Consider the following 20,557-nt stretch of genomic DNA (forward strand, 5'->3'; position numbering starts at 1 on the left):
GTCGGGCGGGGAAGGGCTCGGTCGGGCACGGTCGCCCGGGGCGAAGCGGCGCGAACGCTACTTCTTCGGGCCCAGGCCTCCGTCGGAGACCGCGGGCTTGCCGCCCGCGGCCAGGACCTTGTTCAACAGAGTGAGGTCGTAGATGCCGTGGATGTCGAGCTTCTTGGTCACACCGACCGCGACGCCGTCGTCGGAGAGCTTTTGCAGCGAGGCCGCGAGCGGGTCGTTGGTGATCGAGATGTTGGGCCAGGCCGTGTCGAGCACATTCTGCGCGAGCGGCTTGCCGGCGTACTCGGTGATCTTCGCGTTGACCGCGGCCTTGGCCTTGTCCTGGTTGCTGGCGGCCCAGTCGTTCGCCGCGACCTGGCCCTTGAGCAGCGCCTCGATGGTGTCCGGGTGCTCCTTGAGGAACTTGGTGGACACGATCAGGTCGGTGGTGACGAACTTGCCGTCGGGCCACAGCGTGCGCTCGTCCACCAGGACCTTGGCGTTGGCCTCCAGTACCAGTCGGGTGGCCCACGGCTCGGGCAGCCAGGCGCCGTCCAGGTCGCCCTTCTGGAACGCGGCCAGGGTCTGCGCGTTGTCGGTCGGCACGACGCTGACGTCGCCCTTGCCTGAGGTGTCCACGCTGTAGCCGGCCTTGGTCAGCCACGCCCGCAGCGCGACGTCCTGGGTACCGCCGAGCTGCGGCGAGGCGATCTTCTTGCCCTTGAGGTCGGCCGGCCCGTTGATGCCGGGCTTGACCACCAGCGACGCGCCGCCGGAGGTGGCGCCCGCCACGATCCGCAACAACTCGCCGTTGGTGCTGGTGAAGCCGGAGATGGACGGGTTCGGGCCGATGTACGTCGCGTCGATCGAGCCGCCCTTGAGCGCCTCGATCGCGGCCGGTCCGGCGTTGAACACCTGCGGCTTGATCTCGGTGGTCCCCAGCTCCTTCGCGAAGAAGCCCTCGTTCAGACCGATCAGCGGCGTCGCGTGGGTGACGTTGGCGAAGAAGCCGAGTCGGATCTGCGAGGCCGAGGTGCCCGCCTTGGCGCCACCGGATGCCGGCGCCGCGCCCGCGGCCGGCGTGTTCTTCTTGTCGTCCTTCTTGTCCTCGCCGTAGCCGCACGCGGACATCGCGAGCAGCGGCAGGAGGAGGGCGGCGGTGAAGCCGGTACGTATCGATCTACGACGGTTTGTCCTGAAAACGGACATGCGGGGACCTTCCCTCGGGCCCGCGCCGTTGTGCGCGGGCCGGGACGACGTGTGTGGTGGACGGCGGCGGACGATGTCTCGGTACAGCTGACGGAGCGTCAAAAGCGGGTGGTCACACCCGCGATCGAGTCAGCCGTGACATCGACCCGGCGCGGAGAACGCGGCGCCGGCCATGCCGGCGGTGAGCGTCGAGCCGTCGGCCTCGTCGATCAACAGGAAGGATCCGGTACGGCGACCGACGGCGTAGTCGTCGAGCGCGAGCGGCTGCGCGGTGCGCAGGACGACCCGCGCGATGTCGTTGGCGCGCAGTTCGGTCAGGTGGCGCTCGTGGCCCAGCACGCCGTCGATGGGGGCGTTCAGGTCCAGGCGGTAGGCGATGTCCTTGACGATCGCCTTGACCGTGCGCGTGGTGTGCTTGAGCAGGACCCGGTCACCGGCCCGCAGCGGGCGGTCGGCGACGTGGCACACGGTGGCCTCGACGTCCTGGGTGGGCCGCGGTGCCGAGTCCACCGGCGCGATCAGGTCGCCGCGCGAGATGTCCACGTCGTCGGCCAGCCGCAGGGTGATCGACTCGCCCTGCCGGGCCTGGCGCACCGAGACGCCGAGCCGGTCGATGCCCGCGACCGAGGTGCGCTGCCCGGACGGCAGCACCACGACCTCGTCGCCCTCGCGGAACACCCCGGAGGCGACCTGGCCGGCGTAGCCCCGGTAGTCGCGGTACTCGTCGTCCGACTGCGGCCGCAGCACGTACTGCACCGGAAAGCGCGCCGGTTCCAGCGTCGGGTCGCTCTCCACCGGCACCGTCTCCAGGTACTCCAGCAGGGTCGGCCCGGAGAACCAGTCCATGTGCGAGCTGGGGTCCACCACGTTGTCGCCGCGCAGCGCGGAGACCGGGATCGAGCGCACGTCGGGCACACCGAGCGCCTCGGCGTACTCGGTGAACGTGTTCGCGACCTCGGCGAAGCGCTCCTCGCTGTAGTCGACCAGGTCCATCTTGTTCACCGCGAGCACCACGTGCGGCACCCGCAGCAGCGCGGCGACGGCCGCGTGCCGGCGGGTCTGCTCGACCACGCCGTTGCGCGCGTCCACCAGCACCACGGCGAGCTCGGCGGTGGAGGCGCCGGTGACCATGTTGCGCGTGTACTGCACGTGACCCGGCGTGTCGGCGAGGATGAATCGGCGCCTGGCGGTGGCGAAGTAGCGGTAGGCGACGTCGATGGTGATGCCCTGCTCGCGCTCGGCCCGCAGCCCGTCGGTGAGCAGCGCGAGGTCGGCCTCCTCCTGGCCGCGTTCGTTGCTGACCCGGGTGACCGCCTCCAACTGGTCGGTGAGCACCGACTTGGAGTCGTGCAGGAGCCGGCCCACCAGGGTGGACTTGCCGTCGTCGACGGAGCCGGCGGTGGCCAGCCGGAGCAGACCCACGCGCTCGTCCGCGGACGACAGGGCGTCCGGCGAAATCTCGGATGTCCCACTCATGGCTAGAAGTACCCCTCGCGCTTGCGGTCTTCCATCGCGGCCTCGGACATCTTGTCGTCCGCGCGCGTGGCCCCCCGTTCGGTCAGCCTGCTCACTGCGATCTCGGCGATCACGTCCGCCACCGTCGTGGCGGGGGAGTCGACGGCGCCGGTGCAGCTCATGTCGCCGACCGTGCGGTAGCGCACCACGCGCCGCACCGTCTCCTCGTCGGCCTTCGGACCGCCCCACTCGCCGGGCGAGAGCCACATCCCGTTGCGCTCGAAGACGTCCCGCTCGTGCGAGAAGTAGATCCGCGGCAGCGCGATCCTCTCCCGCTCGATGTACTGCCACACGTCCAGCTCGGTCCAGTTCGAGATCGGGAACACCCGCACGTGCTCGCCCACGCGGTGCCGGCCGTTGTAGAGCTGCCACAGCTCGGGCCGCTGCCGGCGCGGGTCCCACGCGCCGAACTCGTCGCGCAGCGAGAACACCCGCTCCTTGGCCCGGGCCTTCTCCTCGTCGCGCCGACCGCCGCCGAACACCGCGTCGAAGCGGTTGGACTCGATCGCCTCCAAAAGCGGCACGGTCTGCAACGGGTTGCGGGTGCCGTCCGGGCGCTCGCGCAACCGGCCGTTGTCGATGAACTCCTGCACGCTCGCCACGTGCAGCCGCAGGTTGTGCTCGGCCACCACGCGGTCGCGATACTCGATGACCTCGGGGAAGTTGTGCCCGGTATCGACATGAAGGAGCGCGAAGGGGACCGGCGCGGGCCAAAAGGCCTTGCGCGCCAGGTGCAGCATCACGATCGAGTCCTTGCCGCCGGAGAACAGGATCACCGGCTTCTCGAACTCGCCCGCGACCTCGCGGAAGATGTGCACGGACTCGGCTTCCAACGCGTCCAGGTGGGTCAGGGCTCCGGGTGCGGTGCCCTTGTCGATCGTCGTGGTCACGCCAACCCCTCCTTCGTCTTCGTCGAGCACGGTGCCGTGGTGCGTATCGGGCCGGTCATGTGTGGATCCCACACTCGGTCTTGCCGTTGCCGGCCCATCGTCCGGCGCGGGCGTCCTCGCCGGGCGCCACCCGGCGGGTGCACGGCGCGCAGCCGATCGAGGCGTACCCGTCCATCAGGAGCGGGTTGGTCAGTACGCCGTGCTCGGCCACGTAGGCGTCCACGTCGTCCTGCGTCCAGCGGGCGATCGGGGCGACCTTGACCTTCTGCCTGCGCGCGTCCCAGGACACGACCGGGGTGTTCGCCCGGCTCGGCGAGTCGTCCCGGCGCAGTCCGGTGGCCCACGCGCGGTAGTTCGTCAGCGACCGCTCCAGCGGCGCCACCTTGCGCATCGCGCAACACGCGTCGGGATCACGATCGTGCAGCGCGGCGCCGTACCTCTCGTCCTGCTGTACGACGGTCAACTCCGGGTGCACGGTGATCACGTTGACGTCGTAGATCGCGGCGACCGCGTCGCGGGTGCCGATGGTCTCGGGGAAGTGGTAGCCGGTGTCCAGGAAGACCACGTCCACGCCCGGCGCCACCTTCGAGGCGAGGTGCGCGACCACGGCGTCCTCCATCGAGGACGTCACGCACCAGGTCGGGCCGAACAGCTCGTGCGTCCAGGCCAGGATCTCCGACGCGTCGGCGTCCTCGAGTTCGAGGCCGGCGCGAGTGGCGAGTGCCTCGAGATCGGTGGTCTCGGTGACGGTCATCGGGCCTCCTCCTGTGTGATCGACCGGTCGTGCTCTGCGGGGACGTGCCTCTCCGGGAAGACCAGACCCAGGAACTTCAGCGAGAACGCCCGCCGGCAGGCCGAGCACAGCCAGGTGCCGTGTCCCTCCTCGTGCGGACGAAGGTCCTCGTCGCCGCAGAAGGGGCAGTAGAACGGGACGGCCCGCTGGCCCGGCTCGGCGCCGCCGGCGCCGCTCACGACAGGTCCGCGTCGGCCGCGCGCACGGCCCACTGGGCGAAGCGCTCGCCCTCGGTGCGCTGCTCCTGGAAGCGGCGCAGCACGCGTTCGATGTAGTCGGCCAGGCCCGCCGAGGTCACCTTGAGGCCGCGGATCTTGCGCCCGAAACCGGGGTCCAGGCCCAGCCCGCCGCCCAGGTGCACCTGGTAGCCCTCGACCTGCTCGCCGTCGTCGTCGAGCACCAACTGGCCCTTGAGGCCGATGTCGGCGACCTGGATCCGGGCGCACGCGTTCGGGCAACCGTTGATGTTGATCGTGATCGGCTGGTCGAACTCCGGCAGCCGCTGCTCGAGTTCGTCGATCAGCCGGATCCCGCGACCCTTGGTCTCCACGATCGCCAGCTTGCAGAACTCGATGCCGGTGCAGGCCATCGTGCCGCGCCGGAACGGGCTCGGGTCCACCCGCAGACCGAGCGCCTCCAGGCCCTCCTTGAGCGAGGCGACCTTGTCCTCGGCGACGTCCAGGATGAGCATCTTCTGCTCGACCGTGGTGCGCACCCGGTCCGAGCCGTGCCGCTCGGCGAGGTCGGCGATCTTGCCGAGCGTCGCGCCGTCGACCCGGCCCACGCGCGGGGCGAAGCCCACGTAGAAGCCGCCGCCCTTTTGCGGACGCACGCCCACGTGGTCGCGCCACACCTGCGCGGGCGCCTCGGGCGCGGGGCCGTCGACCAGCTTGCGGTTCAGGTACTCGTTCTCCAGCACCTCGCGGAAGCGCTCCGGCCCCCAGTCGGCGACCAGGAACTTCAGCCGCGCGCGGTTGCGCAGCCGGCGGTAACCGTAGTCGCGGAAGATCGAGATGACGCCTTCCCAGACCTGCGGCACCTCCGCCAGCGGCACCCACGTGCCCAGGCGGACCGCGAGCTTGGGGTTGGTGGACAGCCCGCCGCCGACCCACACGTCGAAGCCGGGGCCGAACTCGGGGTGCACGACGCCGACGAAGGAGATGTCGTTGATCTCGTGCGCGACGTCCAGCAGCGGCGATCCGGAGATCGCGGTCTTGAACTTGCGCGGCAGGTTCGAGTACTCGGGCTTGCCGATGTACAGCCGGTTGATCTCGTCGATGGCCCAGGTGCCGTCGATGATCTCTTCCTCGGCGACGCCGGCCACCGGCGAGCCGAGCACCACGCGCGGGGTGTCACCGCAGGCCTCGGTCGTGGACAGGCCGACGCCCTCCAGGATCCGCCAGATCTCCGGGACGTCCTCGATCCGGATCCAGTGGAACTGCACGTTCTGCCGGTCGGTGACGTCCGCGGTGCCACGCGCGAACCGCTCGGAGACCTCGGCGATGGCCCGCAACTGGGCCAGGTTCAGCCGGCCGCCGTCCACCCGCACGCGCAGCATGAAGTACTCGTCGTCGAGCTCGTGCGGCTCGAGCACGCCGGTTTTGCCGCCGTCGATCCCGGGCTTGCGCTGGGTGTACAGGCCCCACCAACGCATCCGGCCGCGCAGGTCGTTGGGGTCGATCGAGGAGAAGCCGCGATGGGCGTAGACATTCTCGATGCGCGCGCGCACATTGAGACCGTCGTCGTCCTTCTTGAACTGCTCGTTCCCGTTGAGTGGCTCGTGATGGCCGAGGGCCCACTGACCCTCGCCGCGATGGCGAGCGGTCTTGCGGGCGCGGGGACCGCTGCCGGCGGTGTCGGTAGTGGCGGCCATGGGGAGCGTCCTCCGGGCGGATCGGTGGGGGACGCGCAGGGGAGCATCCGGCCGCACCCTCGCCGGACCGGCCGTGAGAGTCGTGGTGCCGGTGCGACCGCGCGCCCGGCAGACAGGTGCTACGGGCGGGTCGTCAGACCGGCGAACAGACGGCGCTGGACATGCGTCCGAGGTCGACGTGGAGTCGACCTACGAGAGCAATACCGGCGCGTGACATGTCGCAAAGATTGACATGGAGCCAGAAAGCCGTCCATCACTGTCCGGGATACGAACGCCCATCTCACATATCGAACGGGCATGCCCACATTATGAGATGAGATGATCTTCCCCGCCGGTCGCGGCATGGATCGTCGCCGCGGTTGGTTACGGTACGGGTGGTCGGATGCCGTTCCCCCGAACGGTACGCGGCCCACGCACCACAGTGGACGAGGAGCTGATGGGTATGCCAGGCGAGGTTCTGGGCGCGCCCCGGCGCAGAACGCGCTCCGTATGCGTTCCCGTATCTACCGCGGGATCCGCCTCCGAGCGACCGGAGCCGCGTCGCGAGGAAGCGGTCGAGACACTGCGGTACGCCCTCAACGGATTCCTCTCCGCGATCCGTGCCGATCGTGCCGGGCAGGTCGGTCCGGTCGACGCCGATGCCGACGGTACCCGGTATCGGCTGCTCGCCGCGCTCGCCGACGAACTCGACCTGGACAACGAGCGGCTGGCCCGGGTGCTCGGCCTGTCGGTGCCCGCCGTGCGCGACCTGTTGGACGTGCACGGACGCGAGGGCCTGGTCGAGGCGGTGCGCGCCGGGCGCGGCCGAGGCGGCTCGGTGGCCCGGCTCACCCCGGCCGGACGGCGCGAGTTGTACCGGCTCGACACGTTGTTCCGGGAGAGTTGGGAGAGCGCCTTCGCGGACCTGCCGGCCGAGGAACTGCGCACCGCGGCGCGGGTGCTCAGCAGGCTTTCCGGGGTGCTGGTGCCCACTCGCTGACCAGCGCGGACCACCCGGTGAACGGGGTGCGGAGGGCGGCCGAACGGGGGGTGGATCCACCCGGTCGGCGACTTGGCGAATGGCAGGCCCCCGGCCGGATACCTTAAAGGGGTGGCAGCGGACTACCAACAACGACCTCGCCTGCGAGGGGCCGGTCGCATCCGGTTGCGGAGCGCATTGTGGCGGATACTCCGCGAGACGGTGATCTCCTGCTTCAACCACCGGGTCACCGGCCTGGCCGCCGAGGCCGGGTTCTTCATGCTGCTCTCGCTGCCCCCGCTGCTGCTCGGGCTCGCCGGCACCGTCGGCTACCTGCACGGCATGATCGGCGGCAGCACGGTCAACGACCTCAAGGCGGACATCGTCAAGGCCGCCGGGTCGGTGCTCTCCAGCAAGAGCACCGAGCAGGTGGTGGTCCCGCTGGTCAACGACGTCTTCGACTCCGGGCGCGCCGACATCATCTCGGCCGGCTTCCTGATCGCCCTGTGGTCCGGCTCGCGCGCGCTCAACGTCTACGTCGACACCATCACGATCATGTACGGCCTGTCCGGCAAGCGCGGCATCGTGCGCACCCGACTGCTGTCCTTCACGCTGTACGTGGTCGGCCTGCTGCTCGGGATGTTCCTGATCCCGCTCCTGGTGGCCGGCCCCGAGTTGGTGGTCAAGGCATTCCCGCACTTCGCCGGGACCGTGCACATCCTGTACTGGCCGGTCCTGGTGGTGCTCTCGGTCTGCTTCCTGACCTCGCTCTACCACGTGTCGGTGCCGGTACGGACGCCGTGGCGCGAGGACATACCCGGTGCGCTGGTCGCCCTGCTCCTGTGCATCCTCGGCAGCTTCCTGCTGCGCGTGTACCTCGCCACCACCATCGACGGCCCCACCGTCTACGGCTCGCTCGCCGCCCCGGTCGCGGTCATGGTGTGGATGTACTTCGCGGCCATGGCCGTGCTGATCGGCGCGGCCGTCAACGCCGCGATCGACCAGGTCTGGCCCAGTCAGGAGACCGCGCAGGCGCGCGCCGAGCGGGACAAGGAGAAGGCCGCCGAGGAGATCGCCGCGGCCATGGAGCACCTGCGCTCGGGCCGGCACCGGGGCAACCCCGGCGACTGGACACCCGGCTCGGACGAGCACGACGAGATGGAGGACACCGTCATCCACGGCGAACTCCCCGATATCGCCGAGCCGCCGTCCGAGTTCCCCGAGCGCTGGGCCATCCACGCGCGCGACGCCAAGCGTGGCGACGCGGGCACGGTCAACGGTCGGGCCAACGGCAGCCGCCGGGCCGGCGAGGTGCCCACCCGGATGCCGTCCCGACCGCCGCGACCGCCCGGTCCGCCGCCCACCAACGGCCAGCCGCCGAGCCTGCACATGCCCGCCGGGCAGGAGTTGCCGGGCCTGCCGCTGGACGACACCGCGTGGCCGCCGCGGCCGACCCGACCCGTGGCCGGCGAGCAGGAACACGCTCGACGCGACCGGCCGTGATGGCCTAGGCTTTCCCGAGTGGTCCGCTGGGGCCACGTGCTGTTCGAGAGCGCGACCCGAGGTCGCACACAACAGGTGGGAGGTGGATGTCGTGACCACGACCTTGATGACGGTCGCCCGGATGGGCTGGACCTCATTCCCCCTCTCCATCTCTCGGGTTCGCACCGCGTAGCCGCACCGGGTCGTTCCGGGTGGCGCGCAGGTCGGCGGATCCGCCCCTCGAAGGGCCACCGGCTTGTCTTCCCAGCAGCACCGAATTTCCCGCAACACCTCTTCCGTCGCGACCTCCGACGTGCTCGCCGCCTACGGCTGGGACGCGGACCGCGACACCGAATTCGCCCCCTACCTGACCCACGGCCTCGTCCCCGGGCGGATCGCCCGTGTGGACCGCTCGCTGTGCGAGGTGGTCACCGCCGACGGCACCGTGCGGGCCGCGCACGGTGGTGGTGAACTGCCGTGCACCGGCGACTGGGCCGCGCTGGAGTTTCCCGACGACGGCCGCGAGGCGTTCGTCGCCGCGCTGCTGGAGCGCCGCACCGCACTGGTGCGCTCACAGGCCTCCGGGCGTTCGGCGGGTCAGGTCCTGGCGGTCAACGTCGACCTGATCGGCGCCGTCGTCCCACTGGACGTGCCGCCGGACCTCGGCCGGCTGGAGCGGCTGCTCACGCTCGCGTGGGAGAGCGGCGCCCGGCCGCTGGTCATCCTCACCAAGGCCGACCTCGCGGCCGACGCCGACGACCTGCGCACCGACGTCGAGGCGGTGGCGATGGGCGTGGACGTCGTGGTCGCCAGCGCGCTCACCGGCGAGGGCCTGGACGTGCTCGAGGCGTACACCGCCGGCCAGAGCGTCGCGCTGATCGGCACCTCCGGCGCGGGCAAGTCCACGCTCACCAACGCGCTCGCGGGCGCCGAGGTGACCTCGGTCCAGGAGGTGCGCGGCGACGGCAAGGGCCGGCACACCACCACCTGGCGCGAGTTGGTCCCGCTGCCGAACGGTGGCGTGTTGGTGGACACCCCGGGCATGCGCGGCGTCGGCATGTACGACGTCGGCGAGGGGCTGGACCGCACCTTCGCGGACATCGACGCCCTGGTCCGGGACTGTCGCTTCGCCGACTGCACACACGACAGCGAACCCGGCTGCGCGGTGCTCGCCGCGATCGAGGCGGGCGAACTGCCGCAGCGTCGCCTGGACAGCTACCGCAAGCTGCTCCGGGAGGCACGCTGGATCGCCTCGCGCGAGGACCATCGCATCCGCGCCGAGCGGGCCCGTGAGTGGAAGCTGATCCACAAGGAGATGCGCCGCTCGCCGTCGCCGAAGAAGTGACGGCAGGTCGGGGGGCGGGCTCGGCCCGCCCTCCGACCGCCGGTCAGTGTCCCTTCGCCCGCCGTGCGCCCGGCACCGGGTCGAAGCCGCCGTTGCCGGGGCGGCAGCGGATCAGCCGACGCGCCGTCAGATACGTGCCCCGGACCGCGCCGTGCCGGTGCAGGGCCTGCTTGCCGTAGGTCGAACAGGTCGGCGTGAAGGTGCAGCACGGCGGGGTGCGCGGGCTGATCTCGGTGCGGTAGCGCTCCACGGCGGCACCCAATCGGCGGGCGGGCGAGCCGCCGCGCGGGCGGAGCAGGCTGGTCAGCGCGATCCACATCAGGCGCAGCGAGAACAGGCTGATCAGGCACGCGTCGCAACCACAGTCGCCGTTTCCGCCGCCGCCTCCGCGACCGCCGCCGCTCCCGCCGCCTCCACCGCTGTCCCGATCGCCGCCGTCCCGGTTGCCGCCGCGGCCGCAGCAGCCCCGGCCGTCGCCGCCTCCGCCGCCTCCGCGACCGCCGCCCGATCCACCGCCGGACCCCCCGGATCCGCCGCCGGACCAGCCGTCGCCACCACCACCTCCGCCGCCCGAGGGCTGGTTGCCGAATTCCCCGGCGGCGTCCGCGAGATCCTCACGGCGCTCCTGGCGGCGGCGACGTTCCTCTTCCTCCTCGAGCCGGCGGCGCCGCTGCTCGGGCGTCTCGCCGGGCGGGCCCGCGCCGTCCCCGAACAGGGGGTGCGGTTCGTGCGGCGGTTGGGTCATGGTGGTGCTCCCCGTGTTCCGGATCTATGTTCGGGGCAATCTACCGGGACCCGTTCGGCGCCGTTCGGGTCTCCCGGTCCGCACACAGGAGGCACCCGCAGATGGCCAAGGCACCCGCGTTCGACCCGATGGACCCGCTCGGCATCGACGATCTGCTCGACCCCGAGGACAAGGCGATCCGGGACACCGTGCGCCGGTTCTGCGCCGACCGGGTCACGCCGTACGTGGCCGAGTGGTTCGAGCGCGGCGAGCTGCCCGACGTACGTGAGCTCGCGCGCGGGCTGGGCGGGATCGGCGTACTCGGGATGACCCTGGACGGCTACGGCTGCGCCGGGACCAGTGCGGTGCAGTACGGCCTGGCGTGTCTGGAACTGGAGGCGTGCGACTCGGGGTTGCGCTCGCTCGTGTCGGTGCAGGGCTCGCTGGCGATGTTCGCGATCCACCGCTTCGGCACCGAGGAGCACCGGCGCACGTGGCTGCCTCGGCTGGCCGCGGGCGAGGCGCTCGGGTGCTACGGGTTGACCGAGCCCGATCACGGTTCGGATCCGGCGTCGATGCGCACGCACGCCAAGCGGGACGGCGACGACTGGGTGCTCAACGGCCGCAAGATGTGGATCACCAACGGCTCGGTGGCCGACGTCGCGGTGATCTGGGCGCAGACCGAGGAAGGTGTGCGCGGCTTCGTGGTGCCCACCGACACCGCCGGCTTCGCGGCCGTCGACATCAAGCACAAGATGTCCCTGCGCGCGTCGATCACCAGCGAGCTGACGCTGGACGACGTACGGTTGCCGGCCGACGCGGTGCTGCCCGACGTGGTGGGCATGCGCGGCCCGCTGACGTGTCTGGGCGAGGCCCGGTACGGGATCGTGTGGGGCGCGGTGGGCGCGGCGCGCTCGTGCTTCGAGTCCGCGCTGGACTACGCCCGCACGCGGGAGCAGTTCGGCCGGCCGATCGGCGGGTTCCAGCTCACCCAGGCCAAGCTGGCGGACATGGCGGTGGAGATCGGCAAGGCGCACCTGCTCGCACTGCACCTGGGCCGGCGCAAGGACGCGGGCGCGGTGCGCCCGGAGCAGATCAGCTTCGGCAAGCTCAACAACGTCCGCGAGGCGATCGCGATCGCCCGTCAGGCGCGTACGATCCTGGGCGCCAACGGGATCTCGCTGGAGTACCCGGTGATCCGGCACATGAACAACCTGGAGTCGGTGCTCACCTACGAGGGCACCTCGGAGATGCACACCCTGGTCATCGGCAAGGCGCTCACCGGCCTGGACGCCTTCCACTGATCGGACCGGCGCGGCGGGGGGTGCCTCCGCCCGACCACCGGACGAACCGGCCACCGAACGATCCGACGACTCGACGACCCCTCGATTCCCTGATCCCCGACGCCGCGGCGACTTTGCGTGCCGTTTGCCCGGGACCGGTCCGGGCAGACGTCTGCCCAGCCGGATGCCGTACGGCACGGCCGCGAAGGCGCTCCGGGACAACCTTTGGGGATACGACATGTCAGCGTCAGCCTCCATGGCCGAATCCGGTCGTGAAGCCAAGGCCGCCGGGCGGCAGGCCGCCGACAGCAAGGTGATGGTGGGCCTTGCCCGAGCCGGCCTGGCCGCACGCGGCCTCCTCTATATCCTCGTCGGCGCGATCGCGGTGCAGATCGCCTTCGGCGACAAGAACCAGGAGGCCGACCGGGGCGGTGCGGTCGAGGAGATCGGCAAGAAGCCGTTCGGCGAGGCCATGTTGTGGGTGCTGGTCGTCGCGCTGATCGGGATGTGCCTGTGGCGGCTGGCGGAGGCCGCGTTCGGGCAGGCCGTGCCGGACGGGAACAAGGTGGGCAAGCGGCTGATGTCGTTGGGCCGGGCGATCTTCTACGGCTTCGTGGTCGTCTCGTTGATCCGCACCCTCACCGCGGACGGTGGCGAGCAGGGCAAGGAGCAGGGCGGCAGCAGCAACGAGACCTCGAAGGACCTCACGGCCAAGGCGCTGGACTGGCCCGGCGGTCGGTATCTGGTGGGGCTGGCCGGACTGGTGCTGCTCGGCGTCGGGATCGGGATGGCCGTACGGTACGCGCTGCGCAAGTTCCGGGAGAAGCTGAACACCGGCGAGATGGGCCCCACGCAGCGCAAGGCGGTGGACCTGCTCGGGATGATCGGCGGGATCAGTCGAGGTGTGGTGTTCGGCGCGGCCGGTGTGTTCATCGTGGTGGCGGCGGTGAAGTTCGACCCGAACCGGGCCAAGGGAGTGGACGAGACGCTGCGCTCGTTCGCGGGCACGCCGGCGGGTCCCGCCCTGCTCGTGGTGGTGGCACTGGGCCTGGTGGTGTTCGGGCTGTACTCGTTCTGTGAGGCGCGGTGGCGCCGGGTGCGCTGAGGCCGGCTACCCCGGAGCGTCCCCGCGCACCGTGACCCGGATGCTCTTCCCGGTGCCGACGGACAGGACGTCGATCCGGCCGCCGATTTCGGCCACCATCAGCTTCACGATCATCAACCCCCGGCCGTCCTCGGCATCCGGGCCGGTGTCCAGGAGTGCGTGCGGGCGGAACGGGTGGTCGTCGGCGACCTCGACGCGGATCTCGGCGCCGGTGTGCGACGCGGTGATCCGGATCCGCTCGGTGCGGATCGCGGCGTGTCGGACCGCGTTGGAGGTCAGCTCGGTGGCGACCAGGAGCAGGATCTCCTCGATCTCCTCGGCCACCCCCCAGGCGCGTAACAGGTCGCGCAGGCGATGCCGTACCTCGGGTACGCCCGCGACCGTGGGTGCGATGGTCCAACGCACGAACACGGGCCCGGGCCGATGCTCGGGATCGGGTTCGTGCCGGCCGTCCCTCGAGGTGCGCTCGTGTCGAGCGCGGGCGCGGGCCCGCCCGACGGCGGTCACGGATGACTCGACGAGCGGGACGCGACCGGGACGATCGTCGGATGGGACGGATGGGGCACACATGCGGGGGATGGCATCCCGGAGTCCTTCGCTTCGTTCACTGCGGAGCGCGGGTCTTGCGCCGGCGTTGGCAGTGTGCGATGGCCCGTCGTGTTCGTGGCGTGGTTTTCCGGGTGTGATCCGTAATGCTTCGGTGAGCGACACTTCATCTCGACTTTGCGCCCGGTTCGGATCCTGTTCGGATCCGGGATCAATCGCCCGTCGAGCGCCGCAGTCGTTTGATCTCACCGCGATGGTGCTTGTTGCGCAGCCTGCGTTCGCGCATCCCGCGCGAGGGTTTGGTCGGCCGCCGGGGTGGCGGGGGCGGGGCGGTGGCCTCGACCAGGATCTCGACCAATCGGCGGACCGCGGCCTGTCGATTCATGAGCTGGGAACGCTGCTCGGACGAGGCGACCGTGAGTACGCCGTCCACCAGGCGCCCGGCCAATCGGTGCAGCGCCCGCTCCTTGAGCACGTCGGGCAACATCGTGCTGGCGCCCAGGTCGAAGGACACCTCGGCGCGGCTGTCCGTGGTGTTCACCGACTGTCCGCCCGGTCCGGAGGAGCGCGAGAATCGCCACGACAGCTCGGCGGCGGGTATCACCACGCCGCGAATGTCGAGATCTGTCGTCATACGGACATGATCCCGTGTCGCACCGGCCCGGGTCGACCGGGTTTTCGAGCGCGTTGGCGGATGCTTTCCGGGCTCGGGACGGAGAGGATCGGGGGATGAGTGCCGACATGAACGCGGACGAGACGAAGACATACGGGTCCTGGCCCTCGCCGATCACGGCCGAGCGGCTCGTGGAGGGGGCCGCGACTCCCGGCGACATCCGGGCCGACGGCGAGGACGTGTGGTGGTCGGAGGGTAGGCCGTCCGAGGGTGGCCGGATCCAGTTGGTGCGGCTGCGACCGGGCGGGTCGCCCGAGGACGTGCTGCCCGAGGGGTTCTCGGCGCGAACCCGCGTGCACGAGTACGGCGGCGCGGCCTGGACGATTTACGCGGGTGTGCTGGTCTTCGCGAACTGGACCGATCAGCGGTTGTACCGCCTCGCGCCCGGCGACGCGGCGCCGGTGCCGGTCTCCGCCGAGCCGGAGGTCGAGGCGGGTCTGCGCTACGCCGACTTCACGATCGTGCCCGCGGGGCAGTGGGGCCCGGGCGAGTGGCTGGTCGCGGTGCGCGAGAGCCACGAGCCGGCGGCGGTGAGCACGCACGGCGAGGCGGTCAACGAGATCGTCGCGCTGCCGCTGGACGGCCTCGGCGGCGAGCGGGTCCTGGTCACCGGACCGGACTTCGTGTCCTCGCCGCGCCCGGCCGCGGACGGCTCGGCGCTGGCCTGGACCCAGTGGTCGCACCCGGACATGCCGTGGGACGCGGCCGAGCTGATGGTCGCGGCGATCGAGGCGGGGCCGCGGCCGACCGGCGCGCAGGCGCTTGCGGGCGGCGGGCGCGAATCGGTGGTCCAGCCCGAGTGGGGGCCGGACGGCGCGCTGTGGTTCGCGTCGGACCGCACCGGGTGGTGGAACCTGTACCGGGTCGGCGCGGGTGGTCAGGTCGAGGCGGTGGCGCCGGTCGAGGCGGAGATCGGCGGCCCGCAGTGGGTCTTCGGCGAGCGCTTCTACACCTTCCTCGACGACGGCCGGATCGCCTGTGCGGTCGGCTCCGGCGGCTTCGCCTACCTGGGTCTGGTCGACCCGACCCGCCCGGAGCAGCCGCCCGCCCGGGTGGAGACCGGGCTGAACCGGCTGTCCGACCTGGTCGCGGTGCCCGGCGGGGTGTTGTTGATCGGCGGTGGTCCGGACGACGAGGACGCGCCGCGCCGGGTCCGGCTCGCGCCCGGCGCCCCCACCGCGTTGCAGATCGAACGGCTGCGCCCGGCCCGGGACTTCGGGTTGGACGCGCAGTGGTTCAGCGCGCCGCGGGCGATCGAGTTCGGCTCCGCGGCCGGCCGTACCGCGCACGCGCTGCTGTACCTGCCGAAGAACCCGGACGTGCGGGCGCCGGAGGGCGAACTGCCACCGCTGATCGTGTCCATCCACGGCGGGCCGACCGCGCAGGCGTCGGCGGTGCTCAACCTGCGGATCCAGTACTGGACCAGCCGGGGCTTCGCGGTGGCGGACGTCAACTACGGCGGCAGCACCGGCTACGGCCGGGAGTACCGCAACCTGCTGTACGACTCGTGGGGCATCGTCGACGTCGAGGACTGCACCGCGGTGGCCCGGCACCTCGCCGACACCGGCGTCGTGGACGGCACCAAGCTGGCCATCCGGGGCGGCTCGGCGGGCGGCTACACCACGTTGGCCGCGCTGGTGGCGGGCGACGACTTCACCGCCGGCGCGAGCCACTTCGGCGTCGCCGACATCGCGGCGCTGGCCCGGCACACGCACAAGTTCGAATCGCGCTACCTGGACCGACTGGTCGGCCCGTACCCGGAGGCCGAGGCGGTCTATCGGGCGCGCTCGCCGATCAACCACACCGAGCACCTGTCCACTCCGCTCGCGGTGTTCCAGGGGCTGGAGGACCAGGTGGTCCCGCCGGCCCAGGCGGAGATGATCGTCGCGGCCCTGAAGGAGAAGGGGCTGCCCTACGTCTACCTGGCCTTCGAGGGCGAACAGCACGGCTTCCGGCGGGCGGAGAACATCATCCGCGCGTTGGAGGCCGAACTGTGGTTCTACGGAAAGGTCTTCGGCTTCCGGCCGGCCGACCCGATCGACCCCCCGCCGGGCGGGGGATTCTGACCGGACGCGGCTCGAACCGAGCGCGGCGTCCCCTCCGCCGGGGCGCCGCGCGGGTGACCGACGCGGCTCGGCGGCCCGCCCGCCCGGATCGGGCGCGCGGGCCGTTACCCTCGGGTCCTGTGATTCCCGAGGCAGTGCGGGTATGCCGACGCACTCGGTCATCGGTTCGTATGTTTTCGCCCGACTCGGGTGGGATGGTGTCGACCGCACTCCGGTCGTCCGTCCGAGCCGAGGCGGCCCACCGTCGAGGAAGCCGACCATGCCCGAAGCGCCCGTCGAAGAGCGACCCTCCGCCGCACCGGATCGCGGGCCTTTGCCCGATCCGCCGGTCCGGGCCCCCGCCGCCCGCCGTACGGGTCCCACCCGCCTGTACGCGCTCGACGTGCTTCGACTGTTCGCCGCACTGGCCGTGCTGTCCTTCCACTGGACGGCGGACGCCGGCGTGCCGGAGATCTGGGGCGGTCGTACCCCGCAGGACTTCATGCCGACCGTCGCCGGGATCACCCAATACGGCTGGCTCGGCGTCGAGTTGTTCTTCATCATCAGCGGCTTCGTGATCTGCATGAGTTCCTGGGGGCGGCAGGCCGGCGACTTCGTGGTGTCCCGGGTCGTGCGCCTGTATCCGGCCTTCTGGGCGGCCATCCTGCTCACCGCCACGGTCCTGCACTTCGCGCCGGATCTGGGCCGGCCGGGCGCCCGGGCCGGCATCGACGCCCGGACCGTGGTGGTGAACTTCACCATGTTCGAGGGCCGGCTCGGGTACAAGGACGTCGACGGCGTCTATTGGACGCTGTGGCTGGAACTGCAGTTCTATCTGCTGTTCGCGATCGTCGTGGCGATGGGATTGACCTATCGCCGCGTGGTCGCCTTCTGCGGCATCTGGCTGGTCGTGGCGATGATCGCGAACGGCAGCGAGGTGCCGATCCTGGAAGAGCTCGCGATGTTGCGTCAGGCGCCGTACTTCGTCGCGGGCGTGACCATCTACCTGATGTATCGCTTCGGACCGAATCTGCTGCTCTGGGCCATGGTCGGCTTCACCTGGCTGCTGGCGATGGCGGACGTGCCGGGCCTGAAGAAGGTCTACGACGACGCGGTCGGCGATCCGATGTCGACGGTGGGCGTGTCGGTGGCGATCACCCTGGCCTACGCGGTGATCATCGCGGTGGCGCTGGGCTGGTTCGACTGGGTGCGGTGGAAGGGGTTGGCCGTGTTCGGCGCGCTGACCTATCCCCTGTATCTGATCCACCAGGAGGCCGGCTGGACGCTGATCCACTGGCTGCGCGAGCGCGGGCTCGGCGACCGGGCGGCGATCGGGGTGGCGCTGGTCGCGGCGCTGACCGTGGCGTGGCTGCTGCATCGCCTGGTCGAGCGTCCGCTGAGTCGGCTCATGAAGCGCGGCTTCGACAAGTCCCTGAAGACGATGCGCGAAGCGTCCGACCCCGCTCCGAGGCGCGGGTTGCGGCGTTCGAGTGGTGAGGGTTTGGATACGCCGCGTTAACATGCCCCGTTTCGACGGGTAACACGCGGCGGCGATTCTTCGAGGGCAACGAGCCGGTACGACTCTCGAGGAGGGGCACGACGTGTTGCTGACCCCGCATGAGCAGGAGCGGTTGATGGTCTCCTACGCCGCCGATCTGGCGCAGCGCAGGAGAGCCAGAGGACTGCGGCTCAACCACCCGGAGTCGGTGGCGGTCCTGTCGTCGTTCCTGCTGGAGGGCGCGCGGGACGGGCGCTCGGTGGCCGACCTCCAGGAGGCGGGTCGACACGTGCTCGCCCGGGACGACGTGATGGAGGGCGTTCCGGAGTTGTTGGCGGACGTGCAGGTGGAGGCCACCTTCCCGGACGGGACCAAGCTGGTGACCGTGCATCGGCCGATTCCGTGAGGCCGCGCCGGTCGCTGGCGGCCGTGGTGCCGGGCGAGATCCTGTTGGGCGAGGAGCCCATCCCGCTGAACCCGGGGCGGGCGGTGCTGGTGTTGCCGGTGGTCAACGCCGGGGACCGGCCCGTGCAGGTGGGATCGCATCTGCACTTCCCGGCGGCCAACGACGCGTTGGAGTTCGATCGCCGGGCGGCCTGGGGGCATCGGCTGCACGTGCCCGCCGGGACCGCGGTGCGGTTCGAGCCGGGTGTGGCCCGCGAGGTGGAACTGGTGCCGCTGGCCGGTGCCCGGATCGTGCCCGGGCTCCGGGCCGGCCGCGGCGGGGTGTTGGACGCGGGCGACACCGGGGACGCCGGGGACGTGGGGGACGCGGTGAACCCGGGGGACGCGGCACCGGGTGCGTCGGACGGGGAGGACGCGCGATGACGTCGATCGATCGGCACCGATACGCGCTGCTCTACGGCCCCACCACCGGCGACCGGATCCGGCTCGCCGACACCGAACTGCTGGTCGAGGTGACCGAGGACCTGACCCGCCCGCGCGGCGCCGCCGGGGACGAGGCGATCTTCGGCGGCGGCAAGGTGATCCGCGAGTCGATGGGGCAGTCCGTGGTCACCCGCGCCGAGGGCACGCCGGACACGGTGATCACCGGCGCGGTGATCCTGGACCACTGGGGGGTCGTCAAGGCCGACGTCGGCATCCGGAACGGCCGGATCCGGGCGATCGGCAAGGCGGGCAACCCCGACACGATGGACGGCGTGCACCCGGACCTGGTGATCGGCCCGTCGACCGAGATCATCGCGGGCAACGGCCGGATCCTGACCGCCGGCGCGGTCGACTGCCACGTGCACCTGATCTCGCCGACCCAGTTCCCCGAGGCGCTGTCGGCCGGGGTGACCACGATGGTCGCCGGCGGCACGGGGCCCGCCGAGGGCAGCAAGGCGACCACCGTCACGCCGGGCGCGTGGCACCTGGCCCGGATGCTGGAGTCGCTGGACGGGGTACCGATCAACTTCGTCCTCCTGGGCAAGGGCAACACCGTGTCCGAGGAGGCCATGTGGGAGCAGATCCGGGCCGGCGCGGGCGGCCTCAAGCTGCACGAGGACTGGGGCTCGACGCCCGCGGTGATCGACGCCGCGCTGCGCGTGGCGGACGCGGCGGGCATCCAGGTCGCGCTGCACAGCGACACGCTCAACGAGACCGGTTTCGTCGAGGGCACGCTGGCCGCGATCGGCGGGCGGACCATTCACGCCTATCACACCGAGGGTGCCGGCGGCGGGCACGCGCCGGACATCATCACCGTGGCCGGACTGCCCAACATCCTGCCCTCGTCCACCAATCCGACCCGGCCGCACACCGTCAACACGGTCGAGGAACACCTCGACATGCTGATGGTCTGCCACCACCTGAATCCGGCCGTTGCCGAGGACCTGGCGTTCGCCGAGTCGCGGATCCGGCCCTCGACCATCGCCGCCGAGGACGTGCTGCACGACCTCGGGGCGATCTCCATGATCGGCTCGGACAGCCAGGCGATGGGCCGGGTCGGCGAGACCGTGCTGCGCACGTGGCAGACCGCGCACGTGAACAAGGTCCGGCGCGGCGCGCTGCCCGGCGACGGGGCCGCGGACAACCTGCGGGCCCGGCGCTACGTGGCCAAGTACACGATCTGCCCGGCCGTCGCGCACGGCCTGGACGAGGAGGTCGGCTCGGTCGCCGTCGGCAAGCTCGCCGACCTGGTGTTGTGGGACCCGAGGTTCTTCGGCGTACGACCGCACCTGGTGGTCAAGGGCGGGGCCATCGCGTGGGCCGCGATGGGCGACGCGAACGCGTCCATTCCCACGCCGCAACCGGTGTTGCCCAGGCCCATGTTCGGTGCGGCGGCGCGCACCGCCGCGGCGACGTCGGTGCACTTCGTGGCGCCGGCGGCGCTGGAGGACGGGCTCGCGCGGCGGCTGAACATCGACCGCCGACTGGTGCCGACCGGGGACGTGCGAGGACGGGGCAAGTCGGCCATGCCGCTCAATGACGCCATGCCGCACATCGAGGTGGATCCCGAGACGTTCTCGGTGCGCGTGGACGGTGAGAAAGTGGTTGCGGCGCCGGCCGGAACCTTGCCGATGGCGCAACGTTATTTCCTGTTCTGATTGCGCCCGATCGCTTCTTGACGGAGGGTCAGTGAAAGCTGACTCACCGTCAGGATGTAGAACTGTGACTGCGGTGACCGGCCA

Annotated in this window: 20 protein-coding genes; 10 read left to right on the plus strand and 10 right to left on the minus strand. The window is 71.1% G+C overall.

Annotated elements, in window-relative coordinates:
• Nucleotides 1-57: 57 nt before the first annotated feature.
• The 7 genes from OG948_RS27140 to OG948_RS27170 form a co-directional block, all read right to left on the minus strand.
• On the minus strand, nucleotides 58-1,197 hold the full coding sequence (locus tag OG948_RS27140; protein ID WP_406298939.1) for an ABC transporter substrate-binding protein: 1,140 nt from the start codon (nucleotides 1,195-1,197) through the stop codon (nucleotides 58-60).
• Nucleotides 1,198-1,326: 129 nt separating this feature from the next.
• Complete coding sequence (locus tag OG948_RS27145) at nucleotides 1,327-2,673, minus strand: sulfate adenylyltransferase subunit 1 (protein ID WP_406298940.1); 1,347 nt, start codon at nucleotides 2,671-2,673, stop codon at nucleotides 1,327-1,329.
• A 2-nt stretch (nucleotides 2,674-2,675) separates the two neighbouring features.
• Complete coding sequence (gene cysD / locus OG948_RS27150; protein ID WP_406298941.1) at nucleotides 2,676-3,602, minus strand: sulfate adenylyltransferase subunit CysD; 927 nt, start codon at nucleotides 3,600-3,602, stop codon at nucleotides 2,676-2,678.
• Between the two features lie 55 nt (nucleotides 3,603-3,657).
• A complete protein-coding gene (locus tag OG948_RS27155; RefSeq protein WP_406298942.1) occupies nucleotides 3,658-4,356 on the minus strand; it encodes a phosphoadenylyl-sulfate reductase in 699 nt (232 codons plus the stop codon).
• Nucleotides 4,353-4,574: a hypothetical protein gene (locus OG948_RS27160; protein ID WP_406298943.1), complete on the minus strand. Its 222-nt coding sequence runs from the start codon at nucleotides 4,572-4,574 to the stop codon at nucleotides 4,353-4,355. Before OG948_RS27160 ends, OG948_RS27155 begins: the two co-directional genes overlap by 4 nt.
• Complete coding sequence (locus OG948_RS27165; RefSeq protein WP_406298944.1) at nucleotides 4,571-6,268, minus strand: nitrite/sulfite reductase; 1,698 nt, start codon at nucleotides 6,266-6,268, stop codon at nucleotides 4,571-4,573. Before OG948_RS27165 ends, OG948_RS27160 begins: the two co-directional genes overlap by 4 nt.
• A gap of 133 nt (nucleotides 6,269-6,401) precedes the next feature.
• The gene (locus tag OG948_RS27170) at nucleotides 6,402-6,485 is read right to left on the minus strand and encodes a putative leader peptide (RefSeq protein ID WP_355541009.1); all 84 of its coding nucleotides are present in this window, start codon (nucleotides 6,483-6,485) and stop codon (nucleotides 6,402-6,404) included.
• A gap of 225 nt (nucleotides 6,486-6,710) precedes the next feature.
• Here OG948_RS27170 and OG948_RS27175 point away from each other — a divergent pair, with 225 nt between their 5' ends.
• The 3 genes from OG948_RS27175 (at nucleotide 6,711) to rsgA (ending at nucleotide 10,053) form a co-directional block, all read left to right on the plus strand.
• Nucleotides 6,711-7,247: a hypothetical protein gene (locus OG948_RS27175; protein WP_406298945.1), complete on the plus strand. Its 537-nt coding sequence runs from the start codon at nucleotides 6,711-6,713 to the stop codon at nucleotides 7,245-7,247.
• A 111-nt stretch (nucleotides 7,248-7,358) separates the two neighbouring features.
• On the plus strand, nucleotides 7,359-8,729 hold the full coding sequence (locus OG948_RS27180) for a YihY/virulence factor BrkB family protein (RefSeq protein ID WP_406298946.1): 1,371 nt from the start codon (nucleotides 7,359-7,361) through the stop codon (nucleotides 8,727-8,729).
• A 235-nt stretch (nucleotides 8,730-8,964) separates the two neighbouring features.
• Nucleotides 8,965-10,053 carry a ribosome small subunit-dependent GTPase A gene (gene rsgA / locus OG948_RS27185; protein WP_406298947.1) on the plus strand — a complete coding sequence of 363 codons (1,089 nt, stop codon included), beginning with the start codon at nucleotides 8,965-8,967 and terminating at the stop codon, nucleotides 10,051-10,053.
• A 43-nt stretch (nucleotides 10,054-10,096) separates the two neighbouring features.
• On the opposite strand, the gene yidD is transcribed toward rsgA, so the two are convergent.
• On the minus strand, nucleotides 10,097-10,798 hold the full coding sequence (gene yidD, locus OG948_RS27190; protein ID WP_406298948.1) for a membrane protein insertion efficiency factor YidD: 702 nt from the start codon (nucleotides 10,796-10,798) through the stop codon (nucleotides 10,097-10,099).
• A gap of 101 nt (nucleotides 10,799-10,899) precedes the next feature.
• Here yidD and OG948_RS27195 point away from each other — a divergent pair, with 101 nt between their 5' ends.
• Together OG948_RS27195 and OG948_RS27200 are read left to right on the plus strand one after the other, a co-directional pair.
• A complete protein-coding gene (locus OG948_RS27195; protein WP_406298949.1) occupies nucleotides 10,900-12,081 on the plus strand; it encodes an acyl-CoA dehydrogenase family protein in 1,182 nt (393 codons plus the stop codon).
• 217 nt (nucleotides 12,082-12,298) lie between these two features.
• On the plus strand, nucleotides 12,299-13,165 hold the full coding sequence (locus OG948_RS27200) for a DUF1206 domain-containing protein (protein ID WP_406298950.1): 867 nt from the start codon (nucleotides 12,299-12,301) through the stop codon (nucleotides 13,163-13,165).
• A 6-nt stretch (nucleotides 13,166-13,171) separates the two neighbouring features.
• Here the strand turns inward: OG948_RS27200 and OG948_RS27205 are convergent, their stop codons facing one another.
• Both OG948_RS27205 and arfB read right to left on the minus strand, forming a co-directional pair.
• Entirely contained in the window at nucleotides 13,172-13,672 is a 501-nt protein-coding gene (locus tag OG948_RS27205) for an ATP-binding protein (RefSeq protein WP_406298951.1), read from the minus strand.
• 250 nt (nucleotides 13,673-13,922) lie between these two features.
• Nucleotides 13,923-14,345, minus strand: coding sequence for an alternative ribosome rescue aminoacyl-tRNA hydrolase ArfB (gene arfB / locus OG948_RS27210; protein ID WP_406298952.1), 423 nt, complete (start codon nucleotides 14,343-14,345; stop codon nucleotides 13,923-13,925).
• Between the two features lie 95 nt (nucleotides 14,346-14,440).
• Between arfB and OG948_RS27215 the strand changes: the two genes are divergently transcribed.
• From OG948_RS27215 to OG948_RS27235, 5 genes are all read left to right on the plus strand, one after another.
• Entirely contained in the window at nucleotides 14,441-16,450 is a 2,010-nt protein-coding gene (locus tag OG948_RS27215) for a prolyl oligopeptidase family serine peptidase (RefSeq protein ID WP_406298953.1), read from the plus strand.
• 259 nt (nucleotides 16,451-16,709) lie between these two features.
• On the plus strand, nucleotides 16,710-17,948 hold the full coding sequence (locus OG948_RS27220) for an acyltransferase family protein (RefSeq protein ID WP_406298954.1): 1,239 nt from the start codon (nucleotides 16,710-16,712) through the stop codon (nucleotides 17,946-17,948).
• 82 nt (nucleotides 17,949-18,030) lie between these two features.
• A complete protein-coding gene (locus tag OG948_RS27225) occupies nucleotides 18,031-18,333 on the plus strand; it encodes an urease subunit gamma (protein ID WP_395859746.1) in 303 nt (100 codons plus the stop codon).
• Nucleotides 18,334-18,356: 23 nt separating this feature from the next.
• Nucleotides 18,357-18,755: an urease subunit beta gene (locus OG948_RS27230; protein ID WP_406300354.1), complete on the plus strand. Its 399-nt coding sequence runs from the start codon at nucleotides 18,357-18,359 to the stop codon at nucleotides 18,753-18,755.
• Nucleotides 18,752-20,473 carry an urease subunit alpha gene (locus OG948_RS27235; protein ID WP_406298955.1) on the plus strand — a complete coding sequence of 574 codons (1,722 nt, stop codon included), beginning with the start codon at nucleotides 18,752-18,754 and terminating at the stop codon, nucleotides 20,471-20,473. The genes OG948_RS27230 and OG948_RS27235 overlap by 4 nt, the downstream gene beginning before the upstream one ends.
• The last annotated feature ends 84 nt before the right edge of the window (nucleotides 20,474-20,557 follow it).

Origin of the sequence: Embleya sp. NBC_00888 (assembly GCF_045207655.1) — a bacterium.
GTDB lineage: Bacteria > Actinomycetota > Actinomycetes > Streptomycetales > Streptomycetaceae > Embleya.

Bases quoted from the DNA above. Each gene is read 5' to 3' on its own strand.
- OG948_RS27165 (WP_406298944.1), bottom strand. From the start codon at position 6,268: ATGGCCGCCACTACCGACACCGCCGGCAGCGGTCCCCGCGCCCGCAAG.
- yidD (WP_406298948.1), bottom strand. From the start codon at position 10,798: ATGACCCAACCGCCGCACGAACCGCACCCCCTGTTCGGGGACGGCGCG.
- OG948_RS27235 (WP_406298955.1), top strand. From the start codon at position 18,752: ATGACGTCGATCGATCGGCACCGATACGCGCTGCTCTACGGCCCCACC.
- OG948_RS27200 (WP_406298950.1), top strand. From the start codon at position 12,299: ATGTCAGCGTCAGCCTCCATGGCCGAATCCGGTCGTGAAGCCAAGGCC.
- OG948_RS27155 (WP_406298942.1), bottom strand. From the start codon at position 4,356: ATGACCGTCACCGAGACCACCGATCTCGAGGCACTCGCCACTCGCGCC.
- OG948_RS27170 (WP_355541009.1), bottom strand. From the start codon at position 6,485: ATGTCACGCGCCGGTATTGCTCTCGTAGGTCGACTCCACGTCGACCTC.
- OG948_RS27195 (WP_406298949.1), top strand. From the start codon at position 10,900: ATGGCCAAGGCACCCGCGTTCGACCCGATGGACCCGCTCGGCATCGAC.
- OG948_RS27140 (WP_406298939.1), bottom strand. From the start codon at position 1,197: ATGTCCGTTTTCAGGACAAACCGTCGTAGATCGATACGTACCGGCTTC.
- arfB (WP_406298952.1), bottom strand. From the start codon at position 14,345: ATGACGACAGATCTCGACATTCGCGGCGTGGTGATACCCGCCGCCGAG.
- OG948_RS27175 (WP_406298945.1), top strand. From the start codon at position 6,711: ATGCCAGGCGAGGTTCTGGGCGCGCCCCGGCGCAGAACGCGCTCCGTA.
- OG948_RS27215 (WP_406298953.1), top strand. From the start codon at position 14,441: ATGAGTGCCGACATGAACGCGGACGAGACGAAGACATACGGGTCCTGG.
- OG948_RS27145 (WP_406298940.1), bottom strand. From the start codon at position 2,673: ATGAGTGGGACATCCGAGATTTCGCCGGACGCCCTGTCGTCCGCGGAC.
- OG948_RS27220 (WP_406298954.1), top strand. From the start codon at position 16,710: ATGCCCGAAGCGCCCGTCGAAGAGCGACCCTCCGCCGCACCGGATCGC.